This is a genomic window from Arthrobacter horti (assembly GCF_030731045.1).
GTDB classification, from domain to species: Bacteria; Actinomycetota; Actinomycetes; order Actinomycetales; family Micrococcaceae; genus Arthrobacter_E; species Arthrobacter_E nanjingensis.
The window spans coordinates 94,051-106,244 of sequence record NZ_JAVALS010000007.1 but is presented as its reverse complement, the minus strand read 5'-3'; the positions used below and the strand labels follow the sequence as shown (position 1 = coordinate 106,244).

Genomic DNA, 12,194 nt, shown 5'->3' with positions numbered 1-12,194 from the left:
TCCCGCTCCTGCTACTGCCCCTGCTGCCGGTACCGCGCCTCGGTGGCGGCCTTCTGGGGGCGCCACCACGGCTCATTGTCCCGGTACCAGCCGATGGTCTCCTGAAGCCCGGCCTGGAAGTCCGTGAACTTCGGGAGCCAGCCGAGTTCGGTGCGCAGCTTGGTGGAGTCGATGGCGTAGCGGAGGTCGTGCCCGGGGCGGTCGGTGACCTGGTCGAAGGCGTCCCGGGGGCGGCCCATGAGCTCCAGAAGGTCCTGGATGACGGTCAGATTGTCCCGTTCGCCGTCGGCGCCGATCAGGTACGTCTCGCCGAGGCGTCCCCGGTTCAGGATGGTCCACACGGCGGAGGAGTGGTCCTCGGCGTGGATCCAGTCCCGGACGTTCCGTCCCGTGCCATACAGGCGGGGACGGACGCCGTCCAGGATGTTGGTGATCTGGCGGGGGATGAACTTCTCCACATGCTGGCGGGGGCCGTAGTTGTTGGAGCAGTTGCTGATGGTGGCACGGATGCCGAACGATCTCACCCAGGCCCGGACCAGCAGATCGGAGCCTGCCTTGGTGGACGAATACGGGCTGGAGGGGTTGTACGGGGTGGTCTCGGTGAAGCGCCGGGGGTCATCCAGCTCCAGGTCCCCGTACACCTCATCCGTGGAGATGTGGTGGTACCGGACCTCGTGCTTCCGGACCGCTTCCAGCAGGGTGTAGGTGCCCACCAGATTGGTGTCCACGAAGGGCCGCGGGCCGTGCAGGGAGTTGTCATTGTGCGATTCGGCCGCATAGTGCACGACGGCGGTGTGGCCGGCGACGGCGGCGTCCGCCGCGGCGGCGTCCGCGACGTCGCCGCGGAGGACCGTCACGCGTCCGGCCGGCAGCCCGGCGAGGGAAGCCTCGTTGGCCGCGTAGGTGAACTTGTCCAGGACGGTCACCTGGGCGTCCGTGTGCTCCACCAGGTGGTGGACGAAGGCGGAACCGATGAAACCGGCCCCGCCGGTGACGAGGATGCGCTGCCCAGAGCCGCTCGGATGCGCGGTGCCGCCCAGTTCCGCGGTGCCGTCCGGGAGGGTCATTGCAGTCTTTCGTGGGCGTCCACGGCCGCCCGGTCCAGGAGGTCCAGGAGGTAGTTGCCGTAGCCGGACTTCACCAGGGTCTCGGCTCGGCGGCGGAGCGCGTCATCATCAAGGTATCCCTGGCGCCAGGCCACTTCTTCCGGCACGCCGATCTTCAGGGCGGTGCGTCGTTCCATGGTGCGGACGAACTCCGAGGCGTCCATCATGTGTTCGAAGGTGCCGGTGTCCAGCCAGGCGGTGCCACGGGGGAGGACCTCCACGGAGAGCGTGCCCGCGTCCAGGTAGCTGCGGTTGACGTCGGTGATCTCCAGCTCCCCGCGGGCGCTCGGGGTGAGGCCCCGGGCGATCTCCACCACCCGGTTGTCGTAAAAGTAGAGGCCGGGCACCGCGTAGTTGCTGCGCGGGCGGTCCGGCTTCTCCTCGAGCGAGACGGCGTGGCCGTCGTCGTTGAATTCCACCACGCCGTACGCCTGCGGGTCCGCCACCCAGTAGGCGAAGATCGTGGCGCCTTCACCGGCCGTGAAGCGGCGCAGCTGCGTGCCCAGGCCCGGGCCGTAGAGGAGGTTGTCGCCCAGGATGAGGGCCACGGAGTCGTCCCCGATGAAATCGGCACCGATGGTGAATGCCTGGGCGAGGCCGTCAGGCGAGGGCTGCTCGGCGAAGGAGATGGACACCCCGAACTGGCTTCCGTCGCCCAGAAGGCGCCGGAACTGTGGCAAATCGTGGGGCGTGGAGATGACCAGGATGTCCCGGATTCCGGCCAGCATCAAGGTCGACAATGGGTAGTAGATCATCGGTTTGTCATAGACCGGTGCCAGCTGTTTTGAAATGCCCAAAGTGATGGGGTGCAGGCGCGTTCCCGTGCCCCCCGCCAGGATGATTCCCCTCATGAGCACCATGGTCCCACATCGGGTCATTTCCGTTCGTCATCAAGGGGGGTGAGAGTACGGGGGCCTGGTCGTAGAATGATCGCTCAGGGGGAGCCTGAGGTTAAAGGCTCGGGGGAAGTCTGAGGTTAGGAGCTCAGGGGTGAACCATGTGGGGCACTATCAGCGTAAGCATTTCGGATCAGTATCCGTGGCACGCTTTTCCGGCGGGTTGTTCGCCGATGACGTGGCAGAGGGTTTCTGTCACGATTCCGTGGACATCTGTTTCATGGATCAAGGGGCCATGAAACTGGGCGTGGGGAACACTCTCGCGGCGGGGGCGGTCTTGGTGGTCCCCGGCAGGGCGCCCGAAGAAGTGGAACGCCATTTCGGCGAGATCGAACCACTCGAGCGATGGACGTCCACATGCATCAGGGTCAGCGCGGAGGCGATCTCCGGCATGGCTCCGCCGCACTTCTACGGTTTCGGCATCTTCGAGCAGACCAGCAGCCTGGACCGGGCGATCAGGGACTTCGCGGTGCGCATCTTCCACGAACGCAGTTCGCATGAGGGGATCCCGGGATATGCCACGGAACAGCTCCTGACCGAGATGGCGTGCAGCGTCATCCTGGACAAGTTCGGTTCGGCGAGTCTGGAGTCGCCCGCCGACGCGCTGCGGAACAAGGCGCTGGCGATCATCAGCCAGCGGTGCGCCGACGCCGAACTGTCGCCTCTGGAGGTCGCGTTCGCGGTGCGGACGTCGCTGAGGAGGCTGCAGGCGATCTTCTCCGAAGAGGGGACCACCATTGCCCTGGAGATCAGGAAACAGCGGAGCCGGCTGGCCCTGTCCCTGCTTCAGGACGGCCGCTTTGACGTGCTGTCCATGCAGGAAGTGGCGGAGAAGTCCGGTTTCAAGACCCTGGTCAGCATGCGCAGGGCGTTCCTGGAATTCCACGGGACCAAGCCACGGGATTTCCGATCTCACCGCGCGAGCTGAGGGCTGAAGGGCCGTGGTGCGGCGCTACGGTTCCGTCACAGAGCGATGCCATTCTTGCGGAACGACATTCCGCGCAGAAAAAGAACCAAAAGCGCCGACTTCCTGATGAAACGCTGTGACCGGAGAACACGGGTCCTAGGCTCCAAGTCATGGGGGAAGCCGGAACGGTTTCCAGGATCACTCGGAGAGGAATCTTCAATGAGCATCGAAGAAAAGGGCGGTTCCGGCATCGACCGCCGTGCCATCGTCAAGGGCGCCGCATGGTCGGTTCCGGTGGTTGCCGCGGCTGTCGCGGCACCGGCCATGGCGGCCTCACCGACAACGGGCGGCGGCGGGGGCCCGAACTATGGTTCGGCCAAGTGGGATGCCCAGGTGATTCCGTTCTGTGCTAACAACTACGATCTTTCGGTCCTGCAGGGTCTTCTTACTGGTGTGGACCTTACGGTCGCGAAGCTCCCGATCGTAGGCGGCGGTGTGCTCCAATTGATCACCGCAGCTCAACTTGAGAGTGCAGTGGAGGGCGCACTGCAGTCGGTGCTCGGATTCACGCCGGGTGCCACACGTGGGTTCACCATCAAGGCCGCTGAGGGAACGATCCTGGCGGGCACGATCTTCAAGCTCACGAACCCTGGCGGCATCCTCAACCTCAACGTGCCGGCACTGAGCCCGCTGGCAGGTGCGGGCGTTGCGAATGTTGCCACTGTCAACACCGATGGGTTTGTCAGCATCGCCATCAATCCCGACCTTCCCCAGGGCAATACGGTCAATGTGGATCTCTTCCACGCGTTGGTCGATATCAAGGTGCTCGAGACATGGAAGCTCCAGCTCACGACGCCGCCCAATGACAACCCGACGTCCACTGACCAATGGGACTGGGGCTCCGTTTCGGCAGTTGCAGGAGCTACGGTCGACCTCGGCACGCAGCTTGGATCGGCGCTGACGACTTCAATCACCGGTCTCCTCGGAACTTTGGTCAGCACCATCGTGGCTCTTACCGGTCTGACTGCCGGACAGGCGGTTTCTGGCATTGTCAATCAGCTGGTCGGCAAGAAGCTCGATGTCCAGATCTGCGGTGGCACCACGGGTGGCGTCAATTAGGTGTCCCTGCCATATTGGCTGATGAACCCCATTGTCCAAGCGCTTGCGCTGGTGGCGGTGGGGTTCATCGCGTTCCTCCTGGTTTTCTCCGGTGCTTCGAAGTTTGCGGCTCCCTCGACGTTTGAATCGAGCCTGACGAGTCTCAAGTTCCGGGGGCTCCTGCCGAGTGTCCTGACGTGGGCGATACCGACAGTCGAGATCTTGATCGGACTAGCCCTCATTTTCACGACGGCGGTTCCGGCCGCGCTGGCCCGGCTGGCCGCAGTTGTCCTTTTCGGGGCGTTCACTGTGTTCGTCGGCCGAACGGTGCGTTTCGGGACCACGTCGAGCTGCGGATGCTTCGGGAACTTCTCCACCGAGCCCATGTCATCGCGGACCGCGTGGCGGAACGCCGTGTTGACCGGAGTCGCCATTGTTTCGTTCGCGGCAGACTTGAATTCGAGTTCATGGCTGGAACGAGCGCTGAGCGACTACGGACAATTGTTCCTGGGAACGCTCTTTTCGTTGGCGGCCGTGGCGGCTGTGATGTTGTTCGTGGAGAACCGACGCTTAAGAGCGGCGTCGGTCGCTGAAGCAGCGGCAGGTCCTGCGGTCCTTGCTCCAGGTGACGCCGTGCCTGCCATGGACATGGTGACCGGTCATGGTGACGTGCTTTCCCTTGAACGATTGTCCGGCGGGTGGGCAACGCTTCTGGTTTTCACTGCCATGAACTGCGGTTCCTGTTCAACGGTGCCAGAGAGAATGGTCGGCTGGAAAGACCGGATCGGATCAACCGTGGCCATCAAGGTGGCCGCGCAGGCCCGGATCGATCACGTGCAAGATGCTTTTCCAGGTGTGAACCGTCAGGACATGCTCTTCGGCGTCAGGAAGGCGATTGCAGTGCTCGGCATGTCGGCCGCCCCCGCCGCGGTCCTGCTGGGCAGTGACGGAAAAGTCGGTTCTCCGGTGGTTTACGGGGTGGAAGGCATCGACGCTCTGGTCCGCGGGATTGAAGAGGCACAACAGGCCGGTTAATGCCGGGAACAAAGGCCCTCTGATCAGCCCCTGACGGTACGATGGACCGATAGCTGTTGTGCTGACGTGGGGGTAGTTCGAAGCATGGAATTGACCGATGCTCTGAAGGTTCTCCGCACCCATTGGGTGGCGGTTCTGATTCTCACTGTCTCGGGGGTTCTCGGGGCCTGGGGGTGGACCGCTGTGCAGCCCAAGGTGTACTCCTCGGACGCCAGCGGCATCCTGAGCGCTGGCGACACTTCGGATCTGGGATCCGCGATGACCAGTGATTCCTATGCCAAGTCCCGGATCAAGTCGTATATGTACCTGGCCAAGTCCCGTGTGGTGGCCGAGGACGTTGCCAAGAAGCTCAAGCTGCAGGACTCCCCGGAGGAACTCATCGGGCGCGTCACCGTGGTGAATCCGGAAGACACCCCCACTATGAAAGTCACGGCCACCGGCTCCACCCCGGAGCAGGCCAGGGACCTCGCCGAGGCCTGGGTTCAGGGCATCGGCGCCCAGGTGACGGCCCTGGAGAGTTCCACGGGCGCCGCCCAGACCACCACCCTTCCTGACGGGCAGAAACAGGTCACCAAGAAGTCCGTCATCGACTTCCGGTCCATGGACTCCGCGAGCCTGCCGTCTGCTCCCAGCTCGCCCAACCTCAAGATGGCACTGTTGATGGGCTTGGCCGTCGGCATGATTCTCGGCGTGGCGTACGCCTTCGTGAGGAACCCGTTCGACCGCCGCATCAAGTCCTCTTCGGACCTGAACAACAAGACCGGTGTGCCGGTGGTGGCCACCGTGCCGGCGGACAAGGAGATGGCGGCCAAGCGCACCATCCTGGACTACAACGCCTCCGGCAGTGACGCCTCCTACCGGATTGCTGAGGCGCTCCGGAAACTGCGGACGAACCTCCAGTTCATGGACGTCGATCAGCCGCCTCGAGTCATTGTGGTGACCAGCCCCATGCCTGGTGAAGGCAAGTCCACCATCACCGCCAACCTGGCCCAGACGCTGGCCGCCTCCGGTCAGCGTGTGGTGGTCATCGATGCGGACCTCCGTAAGCCGACGCAGGCGGAGATCTTCGGTCTGCCGGGGACGGTGGGGCTCACCGATGTTCTGGTGGGCCGCGCCCGGCTGGAGGACGTCCTGCAGCCGTGGGGAGAGACCGGGAACCTCTTCGTGTTGAGTTCCGGGGAGATCCCGCCCAACCCGAGCGAGCTCCTGGCCTCCAAGGCGATGAGGACGCTGCTGGACCGCCTGCAGGAGACCGCCATGATCCTGGTGGATGCGCCTCCGCTTCTGCCGGTGACGGACGCCGCCATCCTGACAGCCCGCACTGACGGCGCTTTGATCGTCACCCGCGCCGGCCGGTCCACCTATGACGCGCTGGACGCCGCGCTGGACAATCTCAAGCGGGTCTCCGGACGTGCGCTCGGCATCGTGCTGAACGGGGCCGCCGTGAGAGGCGTCAACGCCGACCGTTACGCCTACAGCAACTACTACGGCAGGAAGCAGCGGGGCGCGGCGCCCGCTGCCGCTGAGACCGCCCAGCCGGCCTCTGAGGTCCAGGCCCCGGCTGCTGTTCCGGTTCCTTCCGAAGCCGCGGCCCAGGAGTATCACGGAGAGTTCCCGCAGGCCGTGTTCACGGAAACGGCCCGCTCGGGGAGCGCTCTGGATGATCGGGTGCGGCAGGCCGCGAAGGCACAGATGCGGCGTGGAAAGCGCCCGGTCCGATGAGCAGGCGCCTCAGGAGGGAAGAGGAGCCTCATCCGGAAGATGAGGTCGTCACCATCCTGACGGTGTGCGTGGGCAATGTGTGCCGCTCCCCGCTGGCTGAACAGCTGATCCGTGCCCGGCTCGCGGAGTACCGGCTGGATCATGTGGAACTGGCGAGCGCCGGCCTGGGCGCCATGGTCGGTGAGCCCATGCAGCCGCTGCCGGCGCGGTGGTCCCAGCACTATGGCGGAGATCCCCGTGGGGCGGTGGGGAAGCAGATCTGCGAAAACTATGTACAGGCGGCTGATGTCATCCTGACACTGACGCGGGAATTGCGGGATCAGCTGGTGAGGGAATACCCCCGCGCGCTCTCCCGGACGTTCAGCCTCGGTGAGTTCGTGGCCCTCCTGGAGCTGGCAGGCTCCTTGAATGCTCCCGCGCCACGCTCGTTCTTCGAAGCGCACCAGGACGACGAGAGAGACTACTCTCAGGCCGGGCGGTTCCGTGAGCTGGTCCGTGCCGCGGGCCAGCGGAGATCCCTGGTGGCGGGTGTTCAGGATGACGTCAAGGATCCCATGGGGAGATCGGAGGCGTTCCACGAGGCTGTGGCCGCTCAGATCGACGGGCTGAGCACCCGGCTGGTGCTGGGACTCCAGAGGCGGCTCCAGGAAGACTGAGGGGCCGGAACGGCACAGATTCCGGGCAGAGAAACTGTGCCTTTCCGGCCCTTCAGGTGTGCGACCGCTAGTAGGCCCCGTCCTTGCTGACCACCGCGCGGAGTGTCTTCAGTAGGTACATAATGTCCTGGATCATGGACCAGTTCTCCACGTAGGACAGATCGAGCGCAATCGAGTCATCCCAGCTCAGATCACTTCTGCCGCTGGTCTGCCAGGGGCCTGTGATGCCAGGCTTGACCAGGAGCCGCCGATGGGCTGACTCATCGTACTGCTCCACCTCGCATGGCAGCGGCGGACGCGGTCCCACCAGACTCATCGTGCCGGTCACGACGTTGAACAGCTGGGGGAGCTCGTCGATGGAGTACCGGCGGATGAACTTACCCACCCGGGTCACCCGCGGATCATCCTTCATCTTGAACAGCATGCCGTTGCCTGTGCTCTGCTCTTGCAAGTCAGGTAAGGCGTTCTCGGCATTCACCTGCATGGACCGGAACTTGTGCATCGTGAACGACTGCCCCTCCCGCCCGATCCGCTTCTGGTGGAAGAACACAGGCCCCGTGCTGTCCAGGTGCACCAGCAATGCCGTGATGGCCATCGGCACCGAGAAGAGAGCGATAAGGCCGCAGGCGCCGGCGATGTCGAACACGCGCTTCACGAACGCCTTCAGACCGGTCAGCTGCGGGGTGCTCACGTGCAGCAGGGGGAGACCCCCCACGGGCTGCATGTGAATCCGGGGACCCGTCACATCGGTCAGGGACGGTGCAATGACCAGGCCGATGTTCTTGGCCGAGAGCTCCCAGCCCAGCTGGCGCAGCACCATGGGGTGCAGGGAGGAGCCTCCGGCCACCGCCACGGTCTTGGCCCCCGAATCGGTCACGGCACGCAGGATGTCCGTCAGGGTCCGGGAGCTGCCGATGATCGGAATGCTCTCCTGCCAGTCGGGCCCCAGATTGAGGTCCCGGTCCGTGATGTAGTAGGCCGTGGGGGCATAGCCCGCCTGTGGTTCCCGCAGCAGCTGCTTGGCCAGGTGCCGGGCATCCGCAGCCTGCCCGAGGACCAGCACCGACTCCAGAAGGGCCCCGCCCGTCCGGATGCGGTGGAGCCGGGAGCGGAGGATCTTCCGGCCGACCATCAGGCCGAACACGCCAAGGGGCGCAGCGATGGCCACATAGCCCCGGGCGGTGCTGATCTGGAAGACGTAGGAGAAGATCGCGATGCTTCCGAAGAGGCCCAGACTCGTGGTGATCAGGCGCTTGTACTCTTCGAAGCCGACACCCAGGATCCGCGGTTCGCGGGATCCACTGGCCCCGAGCAGGAACCACCAGGCCACGGCGATGGTCACGCTGAGCAAGGTGTAATTCAGGACGTCACCGGCGCCCTTGACGTTTTCCTGGAGGTCGCCGAACCGGATGAACTGGGCCAGAACCGTGGCCATCAGAACGGATATCGCGTCCGCGATGCGGACCTGGGCCACGTGCCACGAAAGCGGCTTGGCCGCTCGGACGCCCGCGACGGCGGTGGTGGTACGGGTACGTACGACGAGGTCGGCCAGCGACGTCATGGACGACCACCCGCCGACGGGCCGCGTGAGGCGACCCACTTCTCCCAAATAGTCAAGCTACATCCCCCCGGACGCCCTGATTTCGCACATATTCGGCGGCTTGATCAAGGATGATCCGGGAAGTGAGAGACCCGTCAGAGGGCGGATATGGAAGTCCGCTGCGGCATCACGGCAACTTTCCTAGGGTTGCTGGGATGTCCCCCTGAAGGGCGACTACCTCCTATAGCCGCCATGGTTAGGGTCAGTCTAGAACACCTCCTATTGGGAGGCAATGGAAAGCTGAGACGTCGTCGCTTGGGCCGGAGCCATGGATGTCAGGTGCCGCGCCTAGACTTAAGGGCATCATGGAGATGCTCTTCGATCCCTTTCCGGACCATCAGCGCAAGAACCCCTCGGGCGAGCCGGACGGCCGCCGGGCGGCCGGACCGCGAGAGGGTGCGCCGTCGGGTCCGGAAGCGGCCGGCGACGTTCCTGCCGGGTCGCTCAGTGCTCCGGCGCCGACCGCCGAGCAGCTGACCGAAGGCCTCAATCCGGAGCAGCACGCCGCCGTCGTGCATTCCGGCACTCCGCTGCTCATCATCGCCGGCGCCGGTTCCGGCAAGACGCGCGTGCTGACGCACCGCATCGCCTACCTCCTGGCCACGGGCCGCGCCCACCATGGCGAGATTTTGGCGATCACCTTCACCAACAAGGCCGCGGCGGAAATGCGGGAGCGCATCGAGGCGCTCATCGGTCCGCGTGCCAAGAACATGTGGATCTCCACCTTCCACTCCTCCTGCGTGCGCATCCTGCGCCGTGAGGCAGCGAACGTGGGCCTCAACTCCAACTTCTCCATCTACGACTCGGCCGATTCGCTGCGGCTCATCACGCTCGTGGCGAAGAACTTGGACCTGGATCCCAAGCGCTTCGCCCCCAAGGCGATCGCGCACAAGATCTCCGCCCTGAAGAACGAGCTGATCGACGCCGAAGAGTTCTCTTCCACCGCGAGTGACAGCAATCCGATGGACCGCGCCGTCGCGGACGTCTACCTGGGCTACACGCAGCGCCTGCGCCAGGCCAACGCCATGGACTTTGACGACCTGATCGCCCAGGTGGTCTTCATGTTCCGCGCGTTCCCGGCTCTCGCGGAGTCCTACCGCCGCCGCTTCCGGCACGTCCTGGTGGACGAGTACCAGGACACCAACCATGCCCAGTACGCGCTGGTGAAGGAGATCGTCGGCACGCGGGACGGCGGCACCGTCCCGCCCGGCGAATTGACCGTGGTGGGCGACTCGGACCAGTCCATCTACGCCTTCCGCGGCGCGGACATCCGCAACATCGTGGAGTTCGAGAAGGACTACCCGGACGCCGAGGTCATCAAGCTCGAGCAGAACTACCGGTCCACGCAGAACATCCTCACGGCGGCCAACGCCGTGATCTCGCGCAACCCGAACCGGCAGGAGAAGCGGCTCTGGACCGCCTCCGGGGACGGGCCCAAGATCATCGGCTATGTCGGCGAGAACGAGCATGAGGAGGCCGCGTTCATCGCCCGGGAGATCGACAGGCTCCAGGATGAGGAGAACCTGCGTCCCGGCGATGTGGCGGTCTTCTACCGCACCAACGCCCAGTCCCGCTCCCTGGAGGACGTCCTGGTGCGCATGGGCCTGCCGTACAAGGTGGTGGGCGGCACGCGTTTCTACGAGCGCAAGGAGATCAAGGACGCGCTCGCCTATCTGCGCGTGCTGGTGAACCCCGACGACGACGTCAACCTCCGCCGCGTGCTCAATGAGCCGAAGCGGGGGATCGGGGACCGGGCGGAGGCCGCCGTCGCGAACCTCGCTGAACGCGAGCGGATCTCCTTCATGTCCGCTGCCCGGCGCGCTCAGGAGGCGCCGGCGATGGCCACCCGGTCCGTGAACGCCGTGCTGGGTTTCGTGAAGCTCATGGACGATCTGGCCGAGGTGGCGTCCGGCTCCGGCGCTGTGGCGGCGCTGGAGGCCGTGCTGGAACAGACCGGGTACCTGGAAGCGCTGCGGTTGAGCAATGATCCCCAGGACGAGTCCCGCGTGGAGAACCTGGCCGAGCTTGTGGCCGTGATCCGCGAGTTCCAGAATGAGAATCCGGATGGCACCCTGGGCGACTTCCTGGAGCAGGTCTCCCTGGTGGCGGACGCCGACCAGATCCCGGACAGCCCGGAGGGCGTGGATGAGGCCGTGGCGGAGGCTCGCCGGCTCGGCGTGGTCACCCTGATGACCCTGCACACCGCCAAGGGCCTGGAATTCCCGGTGGTGTTCCTGACCGGCATGGAGCACGGCATCTTCCCGCACGCCCGCTCCGCCACCGATCCCAAGGAACTCGCTGAGGAGCGGCGTCTGGCGTACGTGGGCCTCACCCGGGCACGGCAACGGCTGTACGTGACCCGATCCGAGGTGCGAAGCCTCTGGGGCCAGAGCCAGTACAACCCGGCCAGCCAGTTCCTGGAGGAGATCCCCGCCGAGCTCATCCACTGGGAACGTGAAGGGACCACCCGGCAGGTGGCCGCCGGCTGGGGATCCACGGGTGGTGGAAACAGCCGGTACGGAGGCTCCTTCTGGGGCGCCGGGGCCTCCCGCAATGCCGGCTTCGCGCCGGCCAGCAGCACGGCCGGGTTTGACGCCGACGTCCCTGCCTCCGTGGTCCGCGGACGGGTGCAGCCGCAGAAGGAGGTCGTCAGCGTTTCCCCGGGAGACAAGGTCAGCCACAACGCCTTCGGCGAGGGTGTGGTCCTGAGCGTAGAGGGCGTCGGGGATAAGAGTGTGGCCAAGGTGCGGTTCGCCGTGGGGGAGAAGCGCCTCCTGCTCCGGTACGCGCCCGTGGTGAAGGTGGAAGGGTGAGCGCCGAATTGTCCGTTGAGGAAACCCGGTGGATCCGTAGTCCGCGCGTCGCGAGCGTGGCGGACGAATCGGCCGGAGGAGACGTCCCGGAGCGGCTGGTGTTGCTGAACGTCGACAGCCGGGTTCCCCTGGTGGTGGAGGGCACTGGACTGGAGATCTGGGAGCTGACGGAGAACAGCCGGTCCGTGGCGGACATGGTGCGGATTCTGGTCGACCGGTACGGCGAAGGCCACGCCACCGACATCGAAGACCAGGTGAACGCATTCCTGGGGAATCTGGCTTCGGCCGGATTAGTGCAAAAAACGCAGTCATGAAGGACAATTCGTGCAGGGTTTGAGTCGTGATGGCTCACCGCCCGATC

The 12,194-nt window shown here is 65.1% G+C and carries 10 protein-coding genes; 7 read left to right on the top strand and 3 right to left on the bottom strand.

Going from position 1 to position 12,194, the window contains the following annotated elements:
• Window positions 1-11: 11 nt before the first annotated feature.
• Both rfbB and rfbA read right to left on the bottom strand, forming a co-directional pair.
• Window positions 12-1,067, bottom strand: a complete 1,056-nt coding sequence (gene rfbB / locus Q9R02_RS11290) for a dTDP-glucose 4,6-dehydratase (RefSeq protein ID WP_305996794.1) — start codon at window positions 1,065-1,067, stop codon at window positions 12-14.
• Entirely contained in the window at window positions 1,064-1,957 is an 894-nt protein-coding gene (gene rfbA, locus Q9R02_RS11285; protein WP_305996793.1) for a glucose-1-phosphate thymidylyltransferase RfbA, read from the bottom strand. The genes rfbB and rfbA overlap by 4 nt, the downstream gene beginning before the upstream one ends.
• 280 nt (window positions 1,958-2,237) lie before the next feature.
• Between rfbA and Q9R02_RS11280 the strand changes: the two genes are divergently transcribed.
• The 5 genes from Q9R02_RS11280 to Q9R02_RS11260 all read left to right on the top strand — a co-directional run bounded on the left by Q9R02_RS11280 (window position 2,238) and on the right by Q9R02_RS11260 (window position 7,420).
• Window positions 2,238-2,930, top strand: coding sequence for a helix-turn-helix domain-containing protein (locus tag Q9R02_RS11280; protein WP_305996792.1), 693 nt, complete (start codon window positions 2,238-2,240; stop codon window positions 2,928-2,930).
• A 198-nt stretch (window positions 2,931-3,128) separates the two neighbouring features.
• A complete protein-coding gene (locus tag Q9R02_RS11275) occupies window positions 3,129-4,028 on the top strand; it encodes a hypothetical protein (RefSeq protein ID WP_305996791.1) in 900 nt (299 codons plus the stop codon).
• A 21-nt stretch (window positions 4,029-4,049) separates the two neighbouring features.
• Complete coding sequence (locus Q9R02_RS11270) at window positions 4,050-5,042, top strand: TlpA family protein disulfide reductase (protein WP_305996790.1); 993 nt, start codon at window positions 4,050-4,052, stop codon at window positions 5,040-5,042.
• Between the two features lie 84 nt (window positions 5,043-5,126).
• Complete coding sequence (locus Q9R02_RS11265) at window positions 5,127-6,764, top strand: tyrosine-protein kinase domain-containing protein (protein WP_305996789.1); 1,638 nt, start codon at window positions 5,127-5,129, stop codon at window positions 6,762-6,764.
• Window positions 6,761-7,420 carry an arsenate reductase/protein-tyrosine-phosphatase family protein gene (locus tag Q9R02_RS11260; RefSeq protein ID WP_305996788.1) on the top strand — a complete coding sequence of 220 codons (660 nt, stop codon included), beginning with the start codon at window positions 6,761-6,763 and terminating at the stop codon, window positions 7,418-7,420. The genes Q9R02_RS11265 and Q9R02_RS11260 overlap by 4 nt, the downstream gene beginning before the upstream one ends.
• 67 nt (window positions 7,421-7,487) lie before the next feature.
• Here the strand turns inward: Q9R02_RS11260 and Q9R02_RS11255 are convergent, their stop codons facing one another.
• The gene (locus tag Q9R02_RS11255) at window positions 7,488-8,981 is read right to left on the bottom strand and encodes a sugar transferase (protein ID WP_305996787.1); all 1,494 of its coding nucleotides are present in this window, start codon (window positions 8,979-8,981) and stop codon (window positions 7,488-7,490) included.
• A gap of 311 nt (window positions 8,982-9,292) precedes the next feature.
• Between Q9R02_RS11255 and pcrA the strand changes: the two genes are divergently transcribed.
• Both pcrA and Q9R02_RS11245 read left to right on the top strand, forming a co-directional pair.
• The gene (gene pcrA / locus Q9R02_RS11250) at window positions 9,293-11,833 is read left to right on the top strand and encodes a DNA helicase PcrA (protein WP_305996786.1); all 2,541 of its coding nucleotides are present in this window, start codon (window positions 9,293-9,295) and stop codon (window positions 11,831-11,833) included.
• Window positions 11,830-12,147: a PqqD family protein gene (locus tag Q9R02_RS11245; protein WP_305996785.1), complete on the top strand. Its 318-nt coding sequence runs from the start codon at window positions 11,830-11,832 to the stop codon at window positions 12,145-12,147. Before pcrA ends, Q9R02_RS11245 begins: the two co-directional genes overlap by 4 nt.
• The last annotated feature ends 47 nt before the right edge of the window (window positions 12,148-12,194 follow it).